Here is a 25,121-nt window from a genome sequence, read left to right on the forward strand (position 1 = left end):
GAAAGTCGTCAGTCGAAGAGGGATGGCCGGTGCGGACGGGGGTTACGTCCCAAGTGCGTATAAGCCAGCTCCGTCACTTCTCTTCCGCGAGGTGTCCGCTTGAGGAATCCCTCCTTGATCAGGAATGGCTCATAGACCTCCTCTATCGTACCGGGGTCTTCCCCCAAGGCCGTGGCAATGGTGCTCAATCCGACGGGGCCTCCGGCGAACTTGTCTATGATGGTGGCGAGGAGCTTGTGATCCACATTGTCCAGCCCGTAGCGGTCGATATTCAGGGCCTCGAGAGCATAGCAGGCTATCGGTTTGTCAATGGCACCGGATCCCTTGACCTGTGCAAAGTCCCTTACACGTCGCAGCAAGGCATTGGCTATACGAGGCGTACCACGGCTTCGTCCGGCTATCTCGATGGCCGCATCGTGCGAACAGGACACCTCCAGAATGCGTGCACTCCGCTCCACGATACCGGTAATAGTATGCACATCGTAATACTCCAGATGGAGATTGATCCCGAAACGAGCACGAAGGGGTGCTGTCAGCAAACCGCTGCGCGTAGTAGCTCCCACAAGGGTGAAGGGGGAGAGATTGATCTGAATGGAGCGCGCGCTGGGTCCCTTGTCCAGCATTATATCTATACGGTAGTCCTCCATGGCCGAGTAGAGATATTCTTCCACCAGAGGGCTCAGCCGGTGTATTTCGTCTATGAAAAGTACATCGTTGGATTCCAACGAAGTGAGGAGTCCGGCCAGATCACCCGGCTTGTCGAGGACGGGACCGGAAGTGATCTTAAGCCCCACGCCAAGCTCATTGGCTATGATATTCGACAGCGTGGTCTTACCCAGCCCCGGAGGGCCATGCAGCAGCGTATGATCCAAGGCCTCGCCGCGCAAACGAGCTGCAGCAACGAAGATGCTCAGATTCTCCACCACCTTGTCCTGACCGCTAAAGCTGTCGAACGTCAGGGGGCGTAGCTTGTTTTCGACTTCCCGTTCGCCGTCGTTGCCGCGGTAACGCTCCTGTCTAATGTCAAATTCTTCAGTCATTCGTCCTGCAAAGGTAAGCAATAGAGTGCGTTGTTCCTTAATTACATAGTCAAAAGCCTGCAAAAAAAACGATGCTCAAGAAAGAGCTTCCGCCAAACGTACCATACGATGCCGCACGGCAGACCGTTCCTCACATACAAGCACGCTGTTTTTGCCCTGTTGGGAGCATCATGACTCCGAAAGGCATGGGCTTCCGAAGTCTTTTACGTCCCCCTAAAATTATCGTTCTTCAGGCCCAAAAACCCAAAAAGGTGGTGCGTAAACTTGACGTATACATAATAGACTTAGAGAAAACACTGTAATTGATCACGAACCGGACCAGACCCCTCTGAGTGTTAACTTTTTCAGTACACGGCACAGGTCACAACAATTTATAAAAAGAAATAATCGTCCCGGCCGGAAAAAGTTTTTTCTGCAGTACGGAAAAGTTGAAAAGCCATAATCCAATTCTTTATTCAAAGGTTTCGGATATATAAACGAAGCTTTCGGATATGTATTCAAAGGCTTTGGATACATATCCGAAACCTTTGGATAGAGATTTTCCGGCCGGAAAAATTATTTTTGTCGGCTGTCGGGGAAACTTTCCCCGGCCGGAAAGAAAACAATCGAACGGCGACAAGTAAAACGAATAGAGACCTTTGAAAAAATGAGGGATTGTCAATATTTTTTCTCAAAGACCTCCCCTGATTTTTATTTCCCGAGCCAAATCGAAAAAAATTTACGCGCATGTTTTCAGCAAAACACGAACAGCAATCGAGCATTTTGCTGTTCGAGAATTCATTCCGGCCACACTCGCCCTTTATTCTTTTCGTACCTTTGGCAGAAACCGGGGGACAAAGGGGCAAACGAACCTCACTGCCATTTTCATCTTCGACACCGCTACCCCAATGATAAAATACAGCATGGAAACAATCCGCATTCAGCACTACCAATCGCCATGCGGCGATCTCATCCTCGGCTCCTATGGGCATCAGCTTTGCATGTGCGACTGGGCACATAAGGAACGCAAGGAAATTATTGACACGGGGCTGCAAAAAAGGCTGTGCTCCTCATACGAGATCGCACTGTCGCCCGTCTTGAAAGAGACGATCGCCCAACTGGACGAATACTTCTCTCACAAGAGAGAGACTTTCGACATCCCCCTGCTTATGGCAGGAACGGAGTTTCAGCAAACGGTATGGGGCGAGCTACTGAATATCCCCTACGGCACCACCATCTCATACGCCACTCTTGCACGACGAATAGGAAACCCCAAAGCCGTGAGGGCCGTAGCCCGTGCCAACGGAGCCAATCCCATATCCATCCTCGTGCCGTGCCATCGGGTAATTGGAAGCGACAATACGCTGACAGGTTACGGTGGGGGATTGGACAAAAAGGAATTCCTGCTTCGTCATGAAATGAGTCTGCCGGTCTAAAGCCTTGAAAGCCTCTCGAAGGCTATTTATATTTGAGTATATTTGCAAGCATAAAACCAGTTATATAAAAACAAAGTAGAATATGGATTTCATCTTTCTTCAGGCCGCGCCACAAGCCGGAGGCCTGTTCGGAGGCTCAAGCCAGATGATTCTGGTGCTCGTGCTCATGGTAGTAATCTTTTACTTCTTCATGATCAGGCCTCAGCAAAAACGTCAGAAAGAGCTTCAGCGTCAGCGAGAAGCCCTCGCCAAAGGAGACAAAATAATCACCGCAGGCGGTATACACGGCACCATACGCGAGGTTCGCGAAAAAGATTTCTTGGTCGAAATAGCCAATGGCGTGAACATCCGCATCGATAAAGGGTCTGTATATGTATCTGCTCGCGAAGCGGAAACAGACATGGCCAACAAGAAAGACTAAGCTGCATAAAAGCAATCTATCGGAGGAACTGACAGAGACGGGTAGGTATTACGTCCAATAACACTTGGCATAAGGCCCCCCCCATCTTTCAGTTCCTCATCGTTCTCCACCAAATCCGCTAAAGGGAATGAAGCTCAATCTCCTCAATGCCGATCGGAAAAAGGGGAAAAGTATAGACAAGGCATCCGCTCCCCGTTCACGCCGTGGGAGGAACGTCCTTGTCTTTTTCGCTTTTGTGGTTCTCTCTGCCGTTTTTTGGTTTATGCAGAGTCTGCAGGATGTTTACACCACTTCATTTTCGATTCCCATCTCCTATTCCGAGCTGCCGCCGGACATAGGAGTCTCAGGCAGGCTGCCCGACCGCTTGGACATTATGCTGAAAGATCAGGGTATCGTGCTTCTGACCTATAAGCTGAAGGGGTTCTCTCCGATCAATATCTCCCCATCCAAAGCGCAATTGCACAAGAAAAAGAGCATGCGACTGAACAAATGGGATCTGGTCGAACTGCTCCAAAAACAACTGGAAACCTCCACGACCGTTGCAGCCATCTCGCCCGAAGACATCAAAGCGACATTCTACACTCGCAAAAAGAAAACCGTACCCGTAGTCATAAACGGACAAACCGTCCCCAAAGAAGGATTCTACGCCTTCGATCCCGTCTTCTCGCCGAGCGAAGTGACCATATATGGAAGTGCGGAAGCGTTGGCGGGTATCGGGTCCGTGAATACGGAAGAGTTTTCTATCGACGGATTGGAGAGCGATTTCTCCGGTGACATAGCGATTGCCCCGATCGATGATATCGTTATCGATCCGACAAATATCAGAATGCAAGTGCGTGTAGAGCAGCTAACGGAACAAACGTTCGAACTGCCGATCATAACGAAGAATGTGCCTGAAGGCTTCCTCCTTCGTCCTCTACCCGGCAAAGTGTCGATACAGCTCACACTCCCCACATCGCACTACAAAGAAGTATCGGAAGCTGATCTGCAAACAGCCGTTTTCTATCCGTCCTCTCCGGATTCGCTCCGTAGCGATTCTTCTTTGCCGGTAGAGTTGATCATGAAACCGGATTGGCTCAAGCACTATAAGATTACGCCTTCGCACGTCCAATTCATCATCGAACGCATTCAGTAAGCAGCAATGATTACCATTGGGATCACCGGCGGAATAGGAAGCGGAAAGTCTGTTGTCAGTCGTATCCTGCTTACCCTCGGTATCCCCGTATACGACTCTGACAGCAGAGCCAAATGGCTCAATGATCACAGCCCTGTCGTCCGACAGGCACTGACCGACCTCATAGGCAGCGATCTGTACGAGAACGACATACTCAGGCGAGACAGGCTGGCTGCGGCTATCTTCTCCTCCGGCGATCTCCTCGAACAGGTAAACGGGATCATACATCCGGAAGTCAAAAAAGACTTCTGCCAATGGCGTTCGGAGTGCGAATCGGATCTCTGCGCCATAGAGAGTGCCATTCTTTTCAGCTCAGGATTCAACTCCCTGTGCGATACGGTAATTCGGGTCGATGCACCCGAAAAGATAAGACAAGAGCGGGCGATGGCTCGCGACGGTTCATCGGCAGAAACCATGAGGCAGCGTATGCTCAGCCAAGAAAGAGAGCAGTCATTGGCCAAGGCCGGAGCAGACCATACGGTGCTCAACGCCCCACCCCATCTACTTGTCCCTCAAGTCGTCAGAATTATAGAGACAGTCCGAACAAAGAGACCCAATCCGCCCGATCGACTTTAGGGGAATAAGACAGGTGCTTCCTTGCTTTCCTACCCCTCGACAGGAACGAAATACTTACTTTTGCAGACAGTCAAAAACTGAAATACAATATCAATAACAGAAAAATATGTTGCAACCCATCCTTTCCATATCCGGCAAATCCGGATTGTTTCGGCTCGTATCGCGCGGAAAGAATACGCTCATAGTCGAAGCCCTCGACACGAAACGTAGAACCCCCACATACCCATCGGACCGAGTAGTCTCCCTTGGCGATATTTCCATTTACACCATCGAAGATGATGTCCCTCTGCCGGAGGTTATGGAAACGATATACCGGAAGAACGAAGGCAAACAGCTCGATGCTCCTGCTCTCACGAAGGACAACGACTCACTACGTGCTTTCTTCGGGGAGGTACTGCCCGAATACGACGTCGATAGAGTATATCCGAGCGATATACGCAAGATTATCTCTTGGTACAATCTTCTGGTGGACAACGGATTTACCACTTTCCTCTCGGATAAGAAACCGGCGGAAGAAGAGACGACGGAAAAAGAATAGCATACTTCGGCCTCTGCATCGTTAAAGACCGATACTGATACAACAAACCAAAAACACCTAAAAAACTCCAGTGCTATGTACAAAGGAATGAAAGACTACTTGGCTACCGAACTCAAGAGTATCGAAGAAGCCGGGCTGTACAAGAAAGAACGGATCATCATCACCCCCCAGCGTGCTGACATCCGCGTAAACGAAGGCCAAGAGGTATTGAACTTTTGTGCCAACAACTATCTCGGTCTGTCCGATCACCCTCGGCTGATACAGGCAGCCAAGGAGGCGATGGATGAGCGTGGATTCGGGATGAGCTCCGTACGCTTCATTTGCGGAACGCAAGAGATCCACAAAGAATTGGAGAAAGCCATTGCCGAATACTTCCACACCGAAGATACTATCCTCTATGCGGCATGCTTCGATGCCAACGGCGGTGTATTCGAACCGCTCTTTGGAGAAGAAGATGCCATCATCAGCGATGCTCTGAACCATGCCTCTATCATCGACGGCGTTCGACTCTGCAAAGCCAAACGTTATCGCTACGAGAATGCCAACATGGAAGACCTCGAGCGCGTCCTGAAAGAAGCACAGGCCCAACGCTATCGCATCATCGTAACGGATGGCGTATTCTCTATGGATGGCAATGTGGCTCCCATGGATAAGATATGCGATTTGGCAGAGAAATACGATGCCATGGTGATGGTGGACGAGTGCCACTCTGCCGGCGTGGTGGGTGCTACCGGACGTGGCGTTGCAGAACAGTTCGACTGCTACGGACGTATCGACCTCCATACCGGAACTCTGGGCAAGGCTTTCGGCGGTGCCATCGGTGGCTTTACGACCGGGCCGAAAGAAGTGATTGCCATGCTGCGTCAGCGTTCACGTCCCTACCTCTTCAGCAACTCTATTCCTCCCAGTGTGGTAGGTGCCGGTCTTGAAGTCTTCAAGATGCTGAAGGAGAGCAATGACCTCCACACCAAGCTGATGGAGAACGTGAACTACTTCCGCGACAGAATGCTGGCAGCCGGTTTCGACATCAAGCCGACCCAAAGTGCCATCTGTGCAGTCATGCTCTACGACGCCAAACTGTCTCAGGACTATGCAGCTCGTTTGCTTGAAGAGGGTATCTACGTTACGGGATTCTACTATCCTGTCGTTCCCAAAGGACAGGCTCGCATCCGAGTACAGCTATCCGCCGGACACGAACGCGAACATCTGGACAAGGCTATCAATGCTTTCATCAAGGTCGGTCGCGAATTGGGCGTTATCAAATAACGACAGTCATCCGATATACCGATAATGAAGGGGCTGCACTCGGAGGTATAATCCTCAAGTGCAGCCCCTTATCCATCAGTAAAAAACAAAAATCCCCCTTATCGCAATAGATATGGAACGCTATCCTGTCCGATTCGTATCGCTCGGTCCGGGCGATCCTGATCTGATAACGCTCGCTGCATACAAAGCTCTGCAGAAGTGCGACCTCATCTACTACCCTACCACTATCTCACCATCCGGCAAGACTTTATCCAGAGCCGAGGACATCATGCTCACACATGGCATAAACACAGCTAAATTCCGTCCCTATACTCTTCCGATGAGAAAGGACAGGACGAAGGCATTAGAGGTATATGAGGAAGTGGCCTCTCGTTGCAAAGCAGATTACCGTGCAGGCCTGTCTGTCGTGGTAGCAGCCGAAGGAGATGCTGGTTTTTATTCCTCTACGCATTATATTTCCGATATACTTCTTGGGCAAGAGTGTCCTTTTATCTACATCGCAGGAGTACCGGCTTTCATAGCTGCAAGTGCCGTTGGCGGACTGAGCATAACACGACAGGACGAAGAGCTACAAATAATACCCGGAAATGCAACGACAAAAAAACTGCAAGAAGCTATGGCTCAGGAACGCACAGTCCTGATCATGAAACTATCGAGATGCGAGAGCATCGTCAAAGAGTTCTTGACCAAGGAAGATGTAGCTGCCATGTATTTCGAGCATGTAGGAACTGCCGATGAATTTATCACCTCCCGTATCATAGAAGATATAATGCCCCGACGTTTCCCTTATTTCTCCATGTTGTGGCTCAAACCGAAGCGACAATAAGCCATAAATATTTTGTTCCTTCTCCTCTTCACCTACGTTCTTACCAAGGCTATCGGAACCTATCCGTACCTGAATTTTATTGAGATAACCTCAGTTCAGACTGAGGGCAAAGTTCAGACCGATGTGGCCGATGTGCTTCAGCCTTTGGGAGAGGGAGGAAAGAGGTTTTTCTTCATTTACTTTGAAGTGGCGGTATGCATAGAGCTGATCCATATATTCATACCCGACGTTCAGACCGATACGGAAGATGTATTCGTCTCTGACAGAGACTTTCCACCAGAGACAGCTATTGATCCCTATACCGGGTGAAAAGCCATTGTATCTGAATGGCTTGTGGTCTTTCCTCGCATATGATCTACCCGAAGCCCTGTATCCGATCGAATGATAGGGAAGCCGACTCCAAGGTATTGGAGCAAAGAGGAACATCAGCTCATTGGTCAAACCGAAACGCTTACCTATAGACAGGGTATATACCGGGCCGAAACAAATCAGCAACTTGCTGTATGCATCGCTTTGAAACGGCCCTTCAGCAGTGCCGAAGTTCAATTTCTCTTTTGTCCCATCGGGATGATTCACATAGACGATCGGCCCATTTCCATTCTGCCAAAAGCTCTCTCTCCGTTGGATGCCGACATAGAAATCCAAGGCATCGGGTAGTTCGGCATGATGCAGTTGCATCCGCAGATTCAGATCCGTACCGAGCAGATCACTACCTGCACCGGTGCCGGCCGGCGAATGATTGAAGTTGGCGTTGAACTCAAAAGCACGAATGCTTATTTGCGACTGGGCATCATGGCAGTAAAACATGATAGCACCCAATACCATTAAGAGAGATAATACTTTTTTCATCGAATTGATTTTTGAGGGTTATAACGATAAGCCAAGGCTAAAGTACCACTAAAAGTCTCTCTATCAAACCGGCAATCCGCAAATAATCTGTTCCTTTGCAAAAAATTATCCCCGAGGGATTTATCACTAAAGTCATAACAGAAGAACAAATAATGCCGTTATGGAAATATTCAACACCGTCGCTTCACTCAAGAACTTTGTGGCACATGCTCGTGCCGAAAGGAAAACCATCGGCCTCGTCCCCACGATGGGAGCTTTGCACCGAGGACACATCAGTCTGATCCACCGTGCCGTAGCCGAATGCGACATTTGCGTGGCAAGCGTATTCGTCAATCCTACACAATTCAACGACAAACGCGATCTGGAATGTTATCCCCGCACACCGGAAGCTGATGCAGCAGTCTTGGCGGAAGCCGGTTGTCATGCCGTATTCATGCCCTCCGTAGAAGAGGTATATCCCGAACCGGACACTCGCGTATTCGATCTGGGCAGTGTGGCGGAAGTGATGGAAGGCAAGCATCGCCCCGGACACTTCAATGGCGTGGCGCAGGTGGTAAGCAAACTCTTCATGATGGTGGAGCCGGACAAGGCATATTTCGGAGAAAAGGATTTCCAGCAAATCGCCGTTATCCGCAGCATGGTGAACCTGCTTGGCTTACCCGTTACGATCGTGGCCTGTCCTATCATCCGTGAAGAGGACGGGCTTGCACTCAGCAGCCGCAACGTCCGTCTCGGCTCCGAAGAGCGTGCCATAGCTCCATCCATCGCTCGCATCCTCGGACAAAGCCGCACACTCCGTCCGGCACATACACCCGAAGCTGTTACGCGATGGGTGACGGAAAGCCTTAATGCCCTGCCTCATCTGCAAGTGGAGTACTTCGAGATAGTAGACGGGAATTCCTTACAAAGGATCGACAACTGGCAAGACACCGACCACGCCGTAGGTTGTATTACGGTATATTGCGGAGAGGTTCGCCTGATCGATAACATCAAATATGAAGATTAGCGGTCTCACAGGGTGGTTCGTCAGTATTGCCACTCTCCTCTTTGCCGGCTGCGGCACTAAAAAGGTCGCCCCGTCTCCCCCCACGGTGAAGCCTCTTCCGGACACGGTGATTGCAGCTCCTGTCATCGAACCGTGGGTCAGTCCGGTGAGAGAGGAAATGCGTGGGGTATGGCTGACCACCATATATGGACTCGACTGGCCACAACGCTCCGCTCCTACGGCCGAAGGACTGCGAAAACAGAGAGAAGAACTCTGCCGTATTCTGGACAGGCTCAAGCGTGAGAAATTCAACACTGTATTCTTTCAGGTGCGTCATCGCGGAGATGTCATTTACCCCTCTGAGATAGAACCCCAATCGACCATATTCACTGGAGCAGGCAAGCCGGACTACGACCCGCTGGAGTTTGCCCTAAAAGAGTGCCACAAGCGAGGTCTGACTTTCCATGCGTGGCTCATTGTCACCCCCTTAGGACCGGATAAACACATACGTTCGCTGAAAGGCGAATCGGTCAAAAGCCGTCATCCCGAATGGTGTGTACGACACAATAATCTATGGTACCTGAATCCGGGCGTACCTGAAGCAAGAGCCTACTTCGCATCCCTCGTTCGTGAGATCGTAGAGAAATATCCCGTCGATGGCATTCACCTCGACTATATGCGCTATCCGGAAAAAGCCAAAATCTTCGATGATGCTGCCACCTATAAACAGTATGGAGGCAATATGGATCCGGCAGCATGGCGGCGGCGAAACCTGTCCGACCTCATGGCGGACGTTCACCGAGCCGCTACGGAAAAGACTCCGTGGGTACAGGTAAGCGTAGCTACCATCGGCCGTCTGAGAAAGCTCGCCGGCAAACGTGGCGGTGACTGGACAGCCTACGAAGGGGTACACCAGGATCCCGTTGTCTGGGCACAAGAAGGAAGTGTGGACTTTCTGGTACCGATGCTCTACTACCGTGACGACCTATTTTATCCTTTCCTTGAAGATTGGAAAGCGCAGCTACCCGACCTGCCGATTATCCCGGGATTAGCCACCTATCGGGTCGTAGACAACAGTCAGTGGCCGGCTCAAGTCATCGGAGAGCAAATCGACTCCGCCCGTCACATGGGATTCCCCGGCGTCTGCCTCTTCCGAGAAGATCAGTTGCGCCACGAAAGCAATGGCATACCGCAGATCATTCGCGAACGATTTGCCGAAGACGTGGTACCCATCCCCATACATCGCAAGGGTTTTGCCGCTCCCATAAAAGCAGAAATTCCTCGGCTGACACGCCGGACAGATGGCAAAATCGCTGTGAGTTGGGACAAAGCTGCCGGAGAAACAGCTGTAGTATACTACCGCCTCTTCCTCAGAAGATTCGACACCTCCGGCCGGATGCAGGACAGGCTGGTGGCTGACCGCATCGAAGACAACTCCTACCTGCTGTCCAAGGAGCTAACAGTGGGAGCCACGCGGATAGAAGTACGTCTCCAAGCCATCAACAAAATGAATGTGGCCGGCCCCGTATCCGCTCCCTCAAGCATGGAGATCAAGTGACGGGACTATACATTCATATTCCTTTCTGTGCCACGCGCTGCTCGTATTGCGACTTCTATTCGCAGACGAACAGCGCGCTTCGTTCGGAGTATATACAGGCACTGATCGCCGAGATGAGTATTCGTCGTGCCGAAGTCACCGATACGATCGGCACTCTTTACTTCGGAGGAGGGACTCCATCGCTTCTCTCCCCACAGGAAATAGGCCGTATTATAGAGCAGGTCTACAGACTTTTCTCATTTTCTTCCGATGCCGAGATTACCTTGGAGGCCAATCCCGACGATCTGAATACAAGCTATGTACAGGAGCTTCGTACTCTGCCGATCAATCGAATAAGTATGGGAGCACAGAGTTTCCACGATGAAGACCTGCACTTCCTCAATCGTCGGCACAATGCCCGCCAAGTGCTCGAAGCAGTGGATACCTGCCGCAATGCGGGACTTACCAACCTGAGTATCGATCTTATTTACGGTCTGCCCGGGCAGACGCCTGCTCGCTGGCAAGAAAATATCTCCGCAGTGCTTGCTCTCTCCCCATCCCACCTGTCCGCTTACCATCTGATATACGAAGAAGGAACCCCCCTGACACGCCTACTCCATGCAGGAAAGGTGCGCGAAGTGGACGAGGAGGTAAGCCTCGAACTCTTCCGCATGCTTCGAGAACAGTTGACAGGAGCCGGCTATGAACACTACGAGATTTCCAATTTTGCCCGTTCCGGTTATCACTCTCGACACAACAGCTCCTATTGGCAGGATACTCCCTATCTGGGTCTTGGCCCATCGGCACACAGTTTCGATGGACGGCGTACAAGGCGATGCAATCCCTCCGATATACGCCGATACATAGTCTCCATGGCAGCAGGAAAGCCTCTCTTCACGGAAGAAATCCTGACCGATAACGACCGTTACAACGAAGTAGTCATGACCCGCCTGCGTACTGCCTGTGGTTTATCGCCCGATCAGATAGGCCATCTCTTCGGAAAGGAATCTGCCGAACGGTGTATTCGGACAGCTGCTCTATTTATCCGCGACGGTCTCCTCCACGAAGAAGCCGACGGCCGAATACGGCTCACCGAAAAAGGGATATTCCTCTCGGACAGGATTATTTCCGAATTCTTTATCATCTAACCATTTCCGGCACAAGATCAATACTTCCCAACATAGCTTATGAGCAAGATCAGCTTCAAAAACGACTACTCTGAAGGTGCGCATCCTGACATACTGCATGCGCTGACAGATACCAACTTCGTTCCACAAGAGGGATACGGCTATGACTCCTATTGCGAGGAAGTGCGTGCGATGATCCGCCGTGAATGCAATAAGCCCGATGCCGAGGTCTATTTCGTATCGGGTGGGACGCAGACCAATCTCTTGGTGATCAGTCACCTGCTCCGTCCGCACGAAGCTGTCATAGCAGCACAGTCAGGGCACATCAACGTACACGAAACCGGTGCCATCGAATCCACCGGACATAAGGTTTGCACAGTACCTACTCCACTCGGCAAACTCAGTGTGGAGCATATCCGCGAAGTCCTTGCTTTTCATACGGACGAACACATGGTAAGGCCGTCCATGGTCTATATCTCCCAATCTACAGAGTTGGGCACACTCTATTCTCGTCATGAACTGTCGGATCTGTCCACCTTTTGCCGTGCAAACGATCTCCTAATCTACCTCGACGGTGCCCGTATCGGTTCGGCGATCATGGCAGAGACAGAGGACAATCCGACCCTGACCGATATAGCCACCCTGACCGATGCGTTCTACATCGGCGGCACCAAGAACGGAGCACTCCTTGGAGAAGCCATTGTCTTCCCTCGTCCACGTCCGGACGATGCTTTCCTCTATCAAATCAAACAGCGTGGAGCCATGTTGGCCAAAGGGCGCGTGCTGGGTATCCAGTTTGCCACGCTTTTCCACGATGGGCTTTACTACCGGCTTGCAGCTCATGCCAACAGAATGGCAGCAGATCTGGCGACGGCTATCTCCTCCTGTGGTTATTCCTTCCTCTACCCTCCGCAAACCAATCAGATCTTCCCGATCCTCCCCAACGATCTGATCGAAAGACTGAAAGCCGTATTCGACTTCTACGTGTGGCAAGCCGTATCATCCGACAGCTCTGCTATTCGTCTGGTCACGTCATGGGCTACTCCATCGGAGAATGTAGCCGCCTTTGCCGAATATCTTTCCACCCACATATAGGCACCCTCCTTGCATATACTGAAAGGGGGTATGCCGAAAGCCGCAAATCACGACTTCGACATACCCCCTACAAGCAGACTTTCAGCTATTGTCCGTCAAGGACAAAAATCTTCGGGCGAACCAAGATAGGCTGTAAGGACGTTGAGCATAGCCGGTGTCAAGGATCTCTGTCCCAGAGCATAACCATGTTCTCTCATCGAATTGAGGAGATCTTGATCCCCATAGATGATTCTTCGCAGAGCACGTGTACCGGAATTCGGAGTAAGGTGCGGGAAGTAGCGCACGGCTACTTCTTTGACGCGATGGACTCGGAATGGGAATACATCCTCCCGTGCCGATGCGCCGTTAGATTTAACTTTCATGTTGGTATGTGTTTTTATAGAATAATGATGAATACCGAACAGGCTGAAAAATGCATCGCTACACCTGCCGGCAGACAAATACAAAGGAATACATTTCGCACCGATCTGCCGATACTTTTCGCACCGAGTTATCAACAGTGAAGGCTATATTTATCTTTTCGACTATGCATCGGAAGAATCTGAGTAATCAGAATAACCAGAAAAGTCAACGATTCGAGAAGAGAAAGGAATCGTTTTCCCCAAGGGCATTCGTAATTTGAACCGTTATCCGTCTTCGTCAGTCGGCTGCTCATCCTCTTTCTTATCTCCCTGCTCCAAAGCTCGCGCATTGCGCCGAAGGCCATCGAGTCCGGCTCGCTTCATAGGCGAACCGGCGAAGAAATGCAGGTACTTCTCTTCGTCCAAAGAAACGAGATCGTCCCTGTCGAACGTAAACAGAGCCTCCCTCGGTACAAATGCCTCGACCTCGGATGGATGGGCATATCGGTTCCAAGGGCAGCAGAGCTGACAACTGTCGCATCCGTAGAAACGGTTGCCCAGCTTACCGACCAGTTCCGGAGGGATCTCCCCCTCATGCTCTATCGTCAGATAGCTCACACAGAGACGAGAGTCCATGCCCTCTTCGGAAATAGCTCCCGTGGGACAACTCTCGATACAGTTCCGGCAAGCTCCACAGCGCGATGGCATCGGAGCATCGGGAGGCAGATCGATATCCACCAATAGCTCTCCCAAGAAAAAGAAAGTTCCCCCTCGGGGCAAAATGAGCATGCCGCTTCGCCCTACCCAGCCGATACCTGCACGGCAAGCCCAATAGCGTTCGGCAATAGGAGCAGAGTCGCTGAAAGACCGTCCCGAAACGGAGGGGCAGACCTCCCGACGAATATAATCCAGTAGCTTGTCCAAGAGGCGTTTGACGACCTTGTGATAGTCTTTTCCATAAGCATAGTAAGCTATTTGTGGAGCCGAGGCCGGTTGTTTGATCTTGGGGTAATAGTTCAGTGCCACGGAGATAACCGTACGAGTACCCGGCAACAGCTCTGCCGGCGAATAGCGAAGCTCCCTGTTGCGCTCCAGATAGTCCATTTCCCCATGCCGACCCTCGGACAGAAACTTCTCGTAAGTCCCTACCACGGATGGCGGCAAGGCCTGCGCTTCGGCAAACCCACAAGCACTAAAACCAAGTCGGCGCGCCTCTTCTTTGATAAGGCGCGCCGACTCTTCCGGTGAGTATCTCAATTTTATTTTTTCATCGTCCGGCATACACCCAAGCATCGGCAAACAGCCTGTGTTTATCTTTCATCGAACGGATATAAGTCTGTGCTTCGTCTGCCGTAGCAAAGCGGTCGGAATAAATACGTGCCTTATTGGAGCTAAGCAGCACCACAGCATTCGGCATAATGGCCTTATCAATGCTCATGCGGTAAAACTCCTGTGCTTTCTTCTTCGTATCGAATGTGCCCACTACCACATAATAGTATTTGGATCCTACAGGCTCGTGCATCACGGGCACACCGCCTTCGGCTACATCCGTGGAGAGTTGGTTGGGCGATTCGGCCGGTTTGGAGGCTGTAGCCTCTATTGGCTGTGAATCAGCCGTGGTCGCAACGGAAGCAGGCTTCGCCGTCACCACCTGCACCGGCCGGGCTTCGGTATCTTTCCATACGCTCTTGGCTGTCAGCTCGGTAGGGACAAAACTGGCGGCAAACTTATCCGACGAGGAGATTTGCCCCCAAGGGACAACGAGCAATACGGCTGACATCACAGCCGCAGCCGCCATCATGCCGGTACGCTTATGGATCTTCAGGTAGAAATAATCCGACCGACCGACCGGCAAGGCCTCCTTCTCCCTTTCTGCAAACGGCCGTGCTTCGTCGAAAGACTCTGCCAAACGAGGCAACGAGCAAGGAACCAAACCGTAGGAAAAGCCCGATCCTTCCTCCGCTTCACTTCGGTGCGAATAGCTGATTTGTCCCTCCGGATTCAAGGTCAGTTCGCCCATCTTTTCCAAGCTGACACGTCCGGCACGTACCAGTTCGGCACGCAAAGTGCGCACATCGTCATCGAGCATCACTCTGGCACGGCGGTGCGAGATGCCATAAGCACGTGCGTAGCTATCCTCCAAGATGCCGTCCCGAAGCGAGAGGGCAGCATTGAATCGAAGTTCTTCTTTCGGAGGGTAAATAAGATTATCATCGCGGTCGTAACATGCCGGCAACAGCTCGGCAACAAAACCGCCAAGGCTCGGCACCACTACACATTTATGTATGCTGATGCTGCGTTCGATGTGGGATATCAACCTATTCATAGGCAACGGAGTGAAAAAGGAGCCGCCCCGAAGCGGACGACTATTTGGAACAAAGGTAACATTTCCAAAGTAACATTTTCTCTGTCTGCCGACACATTTTTTCCGAACCGAGGCAGGTGTGGCCGCTGTCACCCGAGAGTCGTCTTAAAAAGCAAGGGGTGTAAACCTATAACGGACTTTGGGGTAAAACACTGTAATTGTAATCACGAAGCGGACTTCAGCAAGTGTCAATGTCTCCTCAGTACACGTCACACACGAAAATTTTCCCGTTTGCTACTCCAAAAAACGTGGCGCGTAATTTTTTTGTTTTTGGCGCGGCAAACAAAAAATTCTCGCGCCGGAACGAAAAAGTTTTGGTTCCATTTTTCAGAAAAACAGGGGCGAGAAATGAGTGAGTTTTGGTCCGTAAAATGGTGAACGAATCCAAACCCGACAGACGAGACGGTGCGACTTTTCTGTAGTCCTTGCATCCGTTCTCTGTGGCCGGCTTCCGCCTTTTTTATCCAAGAACGGTCGTAGCTATCTGCTTCTTTCACGATGGCAAAACACTGATGCCTCCACTATATGGGGTAGAGCCGGTCGAAAGACATTTTTTGCAGATAGGACTTTGAAAGTAAGGCCTCTTTCTAAATGAAAAACCTACCTTTACAGACGAAACGTTTCGGGGAAAATATGATGTAAAAGAGAGAATGAAAAGAATCAATATCATCATCGGCTTTCTCTTTATATACTTCGTAGTGATGTCCGTATTGGGATACCCGCGCGAAAGGATAGCTCCGGACGGTGCCGACCGGCTGGTGACGTATCTGTTGGTTTGCGCTTTGGAGCTGGTCGTACTCATCCTATTGCGGTGGGTATTGATCCGGCGGTACAAGATGCGCGAGCGTCGCCGACACGATATGGAACAGTATGCCCGATACGATGAAGAACCCGACGAATAGTCACCTAACGCTACAGTGAAGTATGACGAACACGGCACAGCTCTATCCTTACATATTCAATCCCATTCTTCGACCGGTCGTGTGGGGCGGCCGCAGGATACGCCCTTTCAAGGGAATGGAGCCGACCGACGAAAACATCGGAGAAAGCTGGGAGATTTCGCATGTGAGCGACCATTATTCGGTCGTTGCAAACGGGCCTCTTGCCGGTAAGACGATAGACGACTTGCTGGTGTATCATGGCGAAGATCTCCTTGGCCGGCACGTATTCGAGCGGTATGGCCGCAAATTTCCCCTATTGATCAAGTTCATCGATGCGCGCGATGATCTTTCCGTTCAGGTTCATCCCGATGACCGGTTGGCAGCCGAGAGGCACCAATCCTTCGGCAAGACGGAAATGTGGTATGTGGTACATGCCGATCCGGATGCTCGTCTTTATTCCGGTTTTTCTACGCAGTCTTCTCCCGAAGATTACGAAAGGCGTGTGGCCGAAGGCACGATCATGCAGGCCTTGGCCGAATATAAGGTCGAGGCGGGAGACGTCTTCTTCCTGCCTGCCGGTCGGATACACGCCATCGGTGCCGGCTGCTTTGTAGCCGAGATACAGCAGACCTCCGACATTACCTATCGTATCTACGATTATAACCGCCCCGACGCAAACGGCCGCTTACGCGAACTGCATACCGAATGGGCTAAGGATGCCATCGACTATCGGATGGAAGATTCGTACAAGACTGCGTATACGCATCGTTCGAATGCTGCCGTCCGATTGGCCGACTGTCCGTATTTCCGCACTGCTCTGTTGGAGCTGGACAAGCCGATCAGGCGCGACCTTGTGCAGGAAGACAGCTTCGTTATATATATATGTGTGGAGGGAGGCCTTACCCTCACGGACAAGAGGGGCCATCTCCTCGAACTTCGACAGGGACAGAGTGCCCTCGTTCCGGCCCTGACTGCCGATGTAGAGCTTGCCCCTGACTCTCGAACAGGGTGCAAGCTGCTTGAAACCTATATCCCTGCTTCCACTAACTGCTAAAAGATTTATCCGATGAAAGCAAAAACGCCATTACTCCTGCTCGGGGCTTTCGCCCTATTGCTGCAGATTTCATCTTGTAAGAGAGAGAGGAACAAACAAAGCGACAGGATCGTTTTCGATAGTATTTCCATGGAGCGTTGCACTCACTTGTTAGGCGACTCCGCCATGCCTTGCAACGATATTAAAATCCTGTTTGAATATCCATCGGACAGCATTCCTCACGCTATCGCCGATTCGGTGAGGCGGAATATCCTGAATGCTCTGTTCGGCCCGGCGTATGCATCCATGTCGCCTTCCGAGGCTATGTCGGCTTATGCTGCTGCCAGCGATTCCACCTATTTGTCGGATATGGAACCTTTGCTGAAGGAGGAGCTTGCGCTCAAGCCCGATTATAGACCGGACTTGGGGCTTTATGCCTATGTCGATCACATAACGGGCAAGGTCGTTTTCAGGCAAGACAGTCTCTTGGTCTATGAGATCGAAGCTTTCAAATACATGGGCGGTAGTCATGGTTATGGCGACGTTGCATATCTCAACCTCGATTTGCGTACCGGTAAGCAGATTCTTTTGAAAGACATCATCGCGCAGGGCAAAGATGCTGCTCTCACCGATTTGCTCTGGAAGCAGTTGATGGCAGACCAAGGGGTTTCTTCTTTGGAAAGCCTCAACGAAATGGGCTATGGTACCTTGGGCGATCTTTATCCTACGGACAATTTCGGAATCTCGGAGCGAGGTATTACTTTCCTCTACAATGAGTACGAGATCGCTCCCTATGCCATGGGGCCGATACAGATTACACTGTCGTTCGATTCGCTTGCTCCGATTCTCAAGGAGGATTCGCCCACCGCCTTGCTCTCTGCCGGCAAGAATGGATCGAAAAGATAAAAACCAATCGGATTTTCTCGCGACCAACTTCTTCAAAAGAACTATATTTGTAGCTCCTGTCGATAGTGCCATGGCAGTTGTAAAGATGATAGTCACATCACTGGAAGATCTTCGCTCAAGATTGCGTGCATATGTGTCGGAGAACGGCTTGCGTCATACCCCCGAACGATACAGCATTCTTGAAGTCGCATATAATCTGAAGAAGATATTCACGCCGGACGACTTGTTCGATCTCACTCGCGAGAATGGCTTGCCTGTAAGTCTTTCTACGGTCTATAATACCCTTACCTTGCTCGAACGCTGCGGGATCGTTCTGCGTTTGCCTTCTCCCGAAACCAAATACCAGTACTTGATGGCTTCATTTGCAGAGCAGTGTCCGCTGCTTTTCTGTACCGAATGTGCACAATTTTCTACCTACTACCGACGAAATGTGAAGTCGATACTGGCCGACAAGGATCTCAGACCACCACGCTTCTCTTATAGGCAGGCCCTCATTTGCCTCTATGGTATATGCGACAAATGCAGGAAGAAGCAGTCGGCCCTCAAAAAGGCGGCGGACAAAGCCGCTCCCAAGAAGAAAAAATAATAACACAGACATATAACATTGATCCGATATGGAAAAAGTGGATGTACTTCTCGGCCTGCAATGGGGCGATGAAGGAAAAGGAAAAATAGTGGATGTACTGACTCCGCACTACGATATTGTCGCTCGCTTTCAAGGTGGCCCCAATGCCGGACATACGCTTGAGTTCAACGGGGAGAAATACGTGCTTCGTTCCATTCCTTCGGGAATCTTCCAAGGTGAGAAAACGAATGTCATAGGCAATGGAGTGGTACTCGATCCCCTGCTTTTCAAGGAAGAAGCCGAAGCTCTTGCCCGCAGCGGTCACGATCTGACCAAGCGTCTCGTGATCTCGCGCAAGGCCCACCTCATTATGCCTACGCATCGGCTGTTGGATGCTGCCAACGAAATGGCTAAGGGAAGCGGCAAGATCGGAACCACAGGCAAAGGGATCGGCCCCACATACACGGACAAAGTGAGCCGCAACGGCTTGCGTGTCGGAGATTTGGAACACGGCTTCGAAGAGGCCTATTCGGTGGCCAAGGAGCGTCATCTTCGCATACTGAATTCCCTGAACTATCCTACGGACAAGCTGGCGGATCTGGAGGAACGCTGGATGGAGGCTACAAAATATCTGCGCAAGTTTGAATTCGTGGACAGTGAATTTCTGATCAATGGTGCCCTTTCGTCCGGCAAGAAGGTTTTGGCCGAAGGAGCCCAAGGTTCGCTCTTGGACATTGACTTCGGTTCTTACCCGTTTGTGACCAGTAGCAATACGATATGTGCCGGCTGTTGTACCGGCTTGGGAGTAGCCCCTCGCAATGTGGGCGATGTGTACGGGATATTCAAGGCCTATTGCACGCGCGTCGGAGCAGGGCCTTTCCCAACGGAGCTGTTCGATGAGACGGGAGACAAGCTCTGTGAGTTGGGACGCGAATTCGGCTCTGTGACGGGACGCAAACGCCGGTGCGGCTGGATAGACCTCGTAGCCTTGCGCTATACCATTATGTTGAATGGTGTGACCAAGCTGATCATGATGAAAAGCGATGTCATGGATCTTTTCCCCACGATCAAGGCTTGCGTGGCATACGAGATAGACGGCAAGGAGACACGCAATTTCCCCTTCCATCTGACAGAAGGGGTAACGCCCGTTTACAAGGAACTCCCCGGTTGGCAGCAGTCAATGACAAATGTGGTTTCCGAGGCTGATTTTCCCAAAGAATTTAGCGACTATATCGCCTTCTTGGAAAAAGAATTGGGAGTCGGTATCGCTATCGTTTCCGTTGGCCCCGACCGAGAGCAGACCATCATCCGGCAGGCATGATGACTTACGAAGAAGCTATCCGGTATCTCTTTACCGCTACCCCTGTCTTCCAACACCAAGGGGGCAGTGCATATAAACCCGGGCTCGGTACCGTAGAGACCATAGACCGCCTGCTGGGACATCCCCACAAGGCTTACCGAACGATACATGTGGCCGGTACTAACGGCAAAGGCTCTACCGCCTCTACACTGGCTGCTATCTTACAAGTTGCCGGTATGCGGGTAGGCTTGTTTACATCTCCTCATTTGGTGGATTTTCGCGAGCGTATTCGTGTAAACGGCATTTGCATTACAGAAGAATACGTAGTGGATTTCTGCGAGCGAACGCGTGAGATGGTGACAACGCTGCATCCCTCTTTCTTCGAACTGACTACGATGATGGCTTTCGACTATTTCCGACACGCTCAGGTCGATATGGCACTCATCGAAGTGGGGATGGGAGGCCGTTTGGATAGTACCAATATCATTACTCCCATCCTGAGTATCATTACGAACATCGGCAAGGATCATGTGCAGTTCCTTGGGGATACGCCGGAGAAGATAGCTTTCGAAAAGGCCGGGATCATCAAGTCCGGAGTCCCCGTTGTGGTCGGCCGAGCCGAGGGAGGTGTGCGCCATGCCTTTCAGCACAAAGCCGATGAGGAAAGAGCGGATATTGTCTTTGCTCAAGAATCGGGCGTAATCATTTCCTCAACATTAGAAAACGGTTGCTATACATACCAAACACGGGACTATGGATCGGTTCGTGGCGAACTGACCGGCTTGGCTCAGGAGGAGAACGCGCGTACGATTCTCTGTGCCGTGGAGGTCCTTTCCAAACGATGCGGTCTGAATCTTTCTTCGGAACACGTCCGTGAAGGATTTGCCCACGTTACGGCAATGTCAGGACTGTTTGGCCGTTGGCAGCAGTTGGCCGAGCAGCCACGGATCGTATGCGATACCGGACACAACGAAGACGGATTCCGTCTGATCACCGAGCAACTGAGACGACAGACTTACCGACAGCTGCGTATCGTCTTCGGCATGGTCAATGACAAGGACATCACGGCCGTATTGGCTCTCTTGCCTCGGGAGGCCGTTTATTATTTCACCCGTGCTTCGGTCGACAGAGCCTTGCCGGAAGACGATCTGCGGCAGCAAGCTGCTGCTTTCGGCTTGGTCGGTAATACCTACTCTTCCATTCGGGAGGCACTCGAAGCTGCCCGACGAGAGGCGCATGCGGATGATTTTATTTTCGTCGGAGGGAGCAATTTCATCGTAGCCGATTTGTTAGAAGAATTCAAATAACTAAGTAATCATATCAATAAAAAAACCTTTCAAAAAAATGACTGACGCAATCAAACAATCCCTCAGGGACAAGCCCGCAGTCCGGTGGACAGCACTTATCTTAGTGGCTGCCACCATGTTTTTTGCCTACATGTTCGTGGATGTGCTTTCTCCTCTGAAAACACAGTTAGAGCAACAAGTCAATTGGAGTTCCACCGTCTTCGGCTCTTATGGCAGTAGCGAGTTCTTTATCAACGTTTTCTTCGGATTCCTCATATTGGCAGGGATCATCCTGGACCGCATGGGCGTGCGTTTCACTGCCATTTTATCCGGCAGTTTGATGCTTTTGGGTGCCCTTATTAAGGTATATGCCTTGAGTGAAGTCTTCAATGGCGGCGGCTTCGGCTACGATATGCTCAATTCCTTTTCTATGGGTTTCCCGCCATCTGCCAAGCTGGCCTGTGTCGGTTTTGCTATTTTCGGATGTGGCTGTGAAATGGCCGGCGTAACCGTTTCCCGTGCTATCGTGAAGTGGTTCCATGGCAAAGAGTTGGCTTTGGCCATGGGACTTGAGATGGCTATTGCCCGTTTGGGAGTCTTCGCCGTGTTCTGGACTTCGCCTATCATTTCAAAGCAGTTCGAAGGTACGCTTCAGAGCGTTCAGGTACCGGTTATTTTCGTTACGGCACTCCTTTTCATCGGTTTGATTCTTTATGTTATCTACGGTATCCTCGATAAGAAGCTCGACCGCGAAGTACAGGATGCAAATATGGAAGAGGAAGAGCCTTTCCGCTTCAAAGATCTCAAACAGGTGTTCGGCAATAGCATGTTCTGGATTGTTGCCCTCTTGTGCGTGCTTTACTATTCAGCCATTTTCCCCTTTCAGAAGTTTGCCACCGAGATGCTTCAGTCCAATATCGGTCTGACGGCCGAAGGAGCTGCCCGTATCTTCAGTATGTTCCCCTTGGGAGCCATGGTGCTGACGCCTTTCCTCGGCGCATTCTTGGATAAGGTCGGGAAAGGAGCCACCATGCTTATTGTCGGAGCAGTACTGATGTTTATCTGCCACCTGACATTCGCCATTTTCCCCTTTGAGAGCGGCACCACTTCTTCTCTTGCCATAGCCATTGCAGCCATCGTCGTACTGGGTATTTCTTTCTCTTTGGTACCTGCTGCTCTCTGGCCGTCGGTACCCAAGATTATCGACCCCAAAGTACTTGGCTCGGCTTATTCGGCCATTTTCTTTATTCAGAATATCGGCTTGATGGTTGTTCCCATCGTGATCGGAGCCATCCTCGACACCACGAATAAGGGTGTTGCAGCCGGCGAACCGAAGAACTATACTTTGGCGATGTTGGTTTTTGCTTCGTTCGGTGTTCTCGCCTTTATCCTCGGTATTCTCCTGAAAGGTGCCGATGTGAAGAAAGGCTACGGACTCGAGCTTCCCAATATCGAGAAATAGCTGTGTAAGACTATGTAAGGTACACCGTCAAAACCGAGAGACCGGATTGCTCTGAAAGAGGGCAGTCGTAATCTCCGAAAAAAAATAGAGCTGTGCAGAAGGGAAATCCTCCCCATGCACAGCTCTATTTTTTTAGCACATGTCAAACTACTGGTAGTTTCAGAAAAATCTACTAGTGGTTTTGAGGAAATCCACTAGTGGTTTTGGAAGGATCTACTAGTAGTTTTGAGAGAATCTACCGGACCGGTATTTGCAATCCTTCAGAGGATTCCGCCGGCAACAAACTGTTCCTCGTTTTGCGACGGCTCCATACAGAGAACAGAGGTTGAGAGCCTGATTCCGCCATCTCCGATAGCTGAACAGATTATCGTCACTCACAATGAATAAATCAACCAACCTCAATGCTCTTTGACCGAGAGGAATAAGATTTTGAATATCTCTTGCTTCGTCAGAAAATGATGAGTCGCTCGGACAGCTCTCGCCCATACATTTATCAGAGAATCGAGAAGTTCGTCTGTCCTTGGTTTATTGATAGGATAAAACTCTGTGGTCATACGCTTTGGTCTTGCCAAATGCTTCACCGTTGAAGCTTATCTATAAACAAAGCGTAGAATGAACGAAACTTGACAAAAAATAATGCCTACTTTTTGTCGATATTATATTTGTCTTTTCTTTTACTACCTGCTTATCATACTAATAACCATAAGATGATAGAATACGGAAAAGACTATTCCTATAATCGCTCTCCTATAAAGTTTCTGTTTGTTCTTTTTTCGTAAGATACAACTGTTTATTCCAAAAGAAAATACGATTACACAAAAAGCCAAAACAAACGGTCACGCTATCTGCGATAAATGGATCGCTAAAAGAGGAAACCCAACAATGCCGATAAGCATTGAGGCGATAGCCAACCTTTCTGCTGCACTCGTCTTACTTATTCTTCTTACTAAAAAATGCATAGATACACTCTGAAAAGACTATCTTTGCACTATAATGAATTAACAAACAATGAAAAAGCAATGAAAAAGATCATTTTCCGACTTATAGTCATCGTTATTACAGGGATAATTCATCTAAACGTCAATGCCCAAACAAACAACAAAATAGACAACTTAGATAGGGAAATTAGGAGATTACAAGAACGAATTGAGAATTTGAAAGACAGTATTCACTATGAGATCTTAGAAAACGGCTATCCGTTGACCATAAAACAGAAATATGATTTCCTGCCAATAAAGGTAAAACTCAAGGAATACGGCAATGAGACAGATACCCTATCTAATGGAGAAGAAATACAAATTCTCAGTAAGACGACAAGCTTCTTCAAAGTTAGATATCGGAAAAATAAAATAGGCTATGTTTATATTTCTGATATTGATATCCCTTTAGAATCTCCCTTGAATTTTCTAAAAAATTCCTCCTCAGAGAGAGTTTCAAGAAGTTTCGAAGAGTCTTCAACTACAAATAGTTCCGGGGATATCTACGTGAAAGGATATTATAGAAAAAATGGCACTTATGTCAGACCACACACAAGAAGTCGCAGTGGAAGGCGGAAGTAAGGTATTTCAGAGTCGCTCGGACAGCTCTCGCCCATACATTTATCAGAGAATCGAGAAGTTCGTCTGTCCTTGGTTTATTGATAGGATAAAACTCTGTGGTCATACGCTTTGGTCTTGCCAAATGCTTCACCGTTGAAGCTTATCTATAAACAAAGCGTAGAATAAACGAAACTTGACAAAAAGTAATGCCTACTTTTTGTCGATATTATATTTGTCTTTTCTTTTACTACCTGCTTATCATACTAATAACCATAAGATGATAGAATACGGAAAAGACTATTCCTATAATCGCTCTCCTATAAAGTTTCTGTTCGTTCTTTTTTCGTAAGATACAACTGTTTATTCCAAAAGAAAATACGATTACACAAAAAGCCAAAACAAACGGTCACGCTATCTGCGATAAATGGATAAGATATTACTCCTTTGTTTTTTCTTCTGAAATTGGACGATTTTTACTCATGAGAAATTTTTCAGATTGAAACCCAATATACCTCATTTATTAAGGGTACCGCTAATCTTAAGAAAGTGTATTGCCGGCTTCAAAAAGAATGTATTACCTATTTGCAGGAAGATA

26 protein-coding genes are annotated in these 25,121 nt (G+C 49.7%); 20 read left to right on the forward strand and 6 right to left on the reverse strand.

Annotated elements, in window-relative coordinates:
- Window positions 1-8 precede the first annotated feature (8 nt).
- Window positions 9-1,040, reverse strand: coding sequence for a Holliday junction branch migration DNA helicase RuvB (gene ruvB / locus PGN_RS07060; RefSeq protein ID WP_039417351.1), 1,032 nt, complete (start codon window positions 1,038-1,040; stop codon window positions 9-11).
- A gap of 902 nt (window positions 1,041-1,942) precedes the next feature.
- On the opposite strand from ruvB, the gene PGN_RS07075 reads away from it, so the two are divergent.
- From PGN_RS07075 to PGN_RS07105, 7 genes are all read left to right on the forward strand, one after another.
- Complete coding sequence (locus PGN_RS07075; protein ID WP_012458308.1) at window positions 1,943-2,455, forward strand: methylated-DNA--[protein]-cysteine S-methyltransferase; 513 nt, start codon at window positions 1,943-1,945, stop codon at window positions 2,453-2,455.
- Between the two features lie 82 nt (window positions 2,456-2,537).
- Window positions 2,538-2,876 carry a preprotein translocase subunit YajC gene (yajC, locus tag PGN_RS07080; protein ID WP_004585014.1) on the forward strand — a complete coding sequence of 113 codons (339 nt, stop codon included), beginning with the start codon at window positions 2,538-2,540 and terminating at the stop codon, window positions 2,874-2,876.
- Between the two features lie 127 nt (window positions 2,877-3,003).
- Window positions 3,004-4,011: a CdaR family protein gene (locus PGN_RS07085; RefSeq protein WP_012458309.1), complete on the forward strand. Its 1,008-nt coding sequence runs from the start codon at window positions 3,004-3,006 to the stop codon at window positions 4,009-4,011.
- Between the two features lie 6 nt (window positions 4,012-4,017).
- Window positions 4,018-4,626 carry a dephospho-CoA kinase gene (gene coaE, locus PGN_RS07090; RefSeq protein ID WP_012458310.1) on the forward strand — a complete coding sequence of 203 codons (609 nt, stop codon included), beginning with the start codon at window positions 4,018-4,020 and terminating at the stop codon, window positions 4,624-4,626.
- 106 nt (window positions 4,627-4,732) lie between these two features.
- Complete coding sequence (locus tag PGN_RS07095) at window positions 4,733-5,164, forward strand: DUF5606 family protein (protein WP_004585011.1); 432 nt, start codon at window positions 4,733-4,735, stop codon at window positions 5,162-5,164.
- 75 nt (window positions 5,165-5,239) lie between these two features.
- Window positions 5,240-6,430 carry a glycine C-acetyltransferase gene (kbl, locus tag PGN_RS07100; RefSeq protein WP_012458311.1) on the forward strand — a complete coding sequence of 397 codons (1,191 nt, stop codon included), beginning with the start codon at window positions 5,240-5,242 and terminating at the stop codon, window positions 6,428-6,430.
- Window positions 6,431-6,542: 112 nt separating this feature from the next.
- The gene (locus PGN_RS07105; protein WP_012458312.1) at window positions 6,543-7,256 is read left to right on the forward strand and encodes a precorrin-2 C(20)-methyltransferase; all 714 of its coding nucleotides are present in this window, start codon (window positions 6,543-6,545) and stop codon (window positions 7,254-7,256) included.
- A 90-nt stretch (window positions 7,257-7,346) separates the two neighbouring features.
- On the opposite strand, the gene PGN_RS07110 is transcribed toward PGN_RS07105, so the two are convergent.
- Window positions 7,347-8,105, reverse strand: a complete 759-nt coding sequence (locus tag PGN_RS07110; RefSeq protein ID WP_012458313.1) for a hypothetical protein — start codon at window positions 8,103-8,105, stop codon at window positions 7,347-7,349.
- Between the two features lie 160 nt (window positions 8,106-8,265).
- Between PGN_RS07110 and panC the strand changes: the two genes are divergently transcribed.
- Genes panC through PGN_RS07130 form a run of 4 tightly spaced genes read left to right on the forward strand, consistent with a single transcriptional unit; the run spans window position 8,266 to window position 12,849 of the window.
- Window positions 8,266-9,111: a pantoate--beta-alanine ligase gene (panC, locus tag PGN_RS07115; protein ID WP_012458314.1), complete on the forward strand. Its 846-nt coding sequence runs from the start codon at window positions 8,266-8,268 to the stop codon at window positions 9,109-9,111.
- Entirely contained in the window at window positions 9,101-10,648 is a 1,548-nt protein-coding gene (locus PGN_RS07120) for a glycoside hydrolase family 10 protein (RefSeq protein ID WP_012458315.1), read from the forward strand. Before panC ends, PGN_RS07120 begins: the two co-directional genes overlap by 11 nt.
- Window positions 10,645-11,775, forward strand: a complete 1,131-nt coding sequence (gene hemW, locus PGN_RS07125; protein ID WP_012458316.1) for a radical SAM family heme chaperone HemW — start codon at window positions 10,645-10,647, stop codon at window positions 11,773-11,775. The genes PGN_RS07120 and hemW overlap by 4 nt, the downstream gene beginning before the upstream one ends.
- A 39-nt stretch (window positions 11,776-11,814) precedes the next feature.
- Window positions 11,815-12,849, forward strand: a complete 1,035-nt coding sequence (locus tag PGN_RS07130) for a threonine aldolase family protein (protein ID WP_012458317.1) — start codon at window positions 11,815-11,817, stop codon at window positions 12,847-12,849.
- 95 nt (window positions 12,850-12,944) lie between these two features.
- On the opposite strand, the gene PGN_RS07135 is transcribed toward PGN_RS07130, so the two are convergent.
- From PGN_RS07135 to PGN_RS12425, 4 genes are all read right to left on the reverse strand, one after another.
- Entirely contained in the window at window positions 12,945-13,211 is a 267-nt protein-coding gene (locus PGN_RS07135; protein WP_043876369.1) for a DUF4248 domain-containing protein, read from the reverse strand.
- A gap of 264 nt (window positions 13,212-13,475) precedes the next feature.
- Complete coding sequence (queG, locus tag PGN_RS07140) at window positions 13,476-14,447, reverse strand: tRNA epoxyqueuosine(34) reductase QueG (RefSeq protein ID WP_012458319.1); 972 nt, start codon at window positions 14,445-14,447, stop codon at window positions 13,476-13,478.
- Between the two features lie 10 nt (window positions 14,448-14,457).
- Window positions 14,458-15,516 carry a hypothetical protein gene (locus PGN_RS07145; protein WP_012458320.1) on the reverse strand — a complete coding sequence of 353 codons (1,059 nt, stop codon included), beginning with the start codon at window positions 15,514-15,516 and terminating at the stop codon, window positions 14,458-14,460.
- Between the two features lie 248 nt (window positions 15,517-15,764).
- The gene (locus PGN_RS12425) at window positions 15,765-15,815 is read right to left on the reverse strand and encodes a hypothetical protein (protein WP_256822017.1); all 51 of its coding nucleotides are present in this window, start codon (window positions 15,813-15,815) and stop codon (window positions 15,765-15,767) included.
- Window positions 15,816-15,825: 10 nt separating this feature from the next.
- Here PGN_RS12425 and PGN_RS12430 point away from each other — a divergent pair, with 10 nt between their 5' ends.
- The 9 genes from PGN_RS12430 to PGN_RS07190 all read left to right on the forward strand — a co-directional run bounded on the left by PGN_RS12430 (window position 15,826) and on the right by PGN_RS07190 (window position 24,547).
- Complete coding sequence (locus PGN_RS12430) at window positions 15,826-15,933, forward strand: DUF1661 domain-containing protein (protein ID WP_353307681.1); 108 nt, start codon at window positions 15,826-15,828, stop codon at window positions 15,931-15,933.
- Between the two features lie 272 nt (window positions 15,934-16,205).
- Window positions 16,206-16,457 carry a hypothetical protein gene (locus PGN_RS07150; protein ID WP_012458322.1) on the forward strand — a complete coding sequence of 84 codons (252 nt, stop codon included), beginning with the start codon at window positions 16,206-16,208 and terminating at the stop codon, window positions 16,455-16,457.
- A 22-nt stretch (window positions 16,458-16,479) separates the two neighbouring features.
- Window positions 16,480-17,490: a type I phosphomannose isomerase catalytic subunit gene (locus PGN_RS07155; RefSeq protein WP_012458323.1), complete on the forward strand. Its 1,011-nt coding sequence runs from the start codon at window positions 16,480-16,482 to the stop codon at window positions 17,488-17,490.
- Between the two features lie 12 nt (window positions 17,491-17,502).
- Window positions 17,503-18,375 (forward strand): RsiV family protein, encoded by an 873-nt coding sequence (locus PGN_RS07160; protein WP_004584995.1) that lies wholly within the window; start codon window positions 17,503-17,505, stop codon window positions 18,373-18,375.
- An 85-nt stretch (window positions 18,376-18,460) separates the two neighbouring features.
- A complete protein-coding gene (locus PGN_RS07165) occupies window positions 18,461-18,961 on the forward strand; it encodes a Fur family transcriptional regulator (protein ID WP_012458324.1) in 501 nt (166 codons plus the stop codon).
- Window positions 18,962-18,989: 28 nt separating this feature from the next.
- A complete protein-coding gene (locus PGN_RS07170; protein WP_012458325.1) occupies window positions 18,990-20,261 on the forward strand; it encodes an adenylosuccinate synthase in 1,272 nt (423 codons plus the stop codon).
- Complete coding sequence (locus PGN_RS07175) at window positions 20,258-21,547, forward strand: bifunctional folylpolyglutamate synthase/dihydrofolate synthase (protein WP_080504424.1); 1,290 nt, start codon at window positions 20,258-20,260, stop codon at window positions 21,545-21,547. The genes PGN_RS07170 and PGN_RS07175 overlap by 4 nt, the downstream gene beginning before the upstream one ends.
- A 37-nt stretch (window positions 21,548-21,584) precedes the next feature.
- Complete coding sequence (locus PGN_RS07180; RefSeq protein ID WP_012458327.1) at window positions 21,585-22,988, forward strand: MFS transporter; 1,404 nt, start codon at window positions 21,585-21,587, stop codon at window positions 22,986-22,988.
- A gap of 1,019 nt (window positions 22,989-24,007) precedes the next feature.
- Entirely contained in the window at window positions 24,008-24,547 is a 540-nt protein-coding gene (locus PGN_RS07190) for a hypothetical protein (RefSeq protein ID WP_039417360.1), read from the forward strand.
- The last annotated feature ends 574 nt before the right edge of the window (window positions 24,548-25,121 follow it).

Source organism: Porphyromonas gingivalis ATCC 33277, from assembly GCF_000010505.1.
GTDB lineage: Bacteria > Bacteroidota > Bacteroidia > Bacteroidales > Porphyromonadaceae > Porphyromonas > Porphyromonas gingivalis.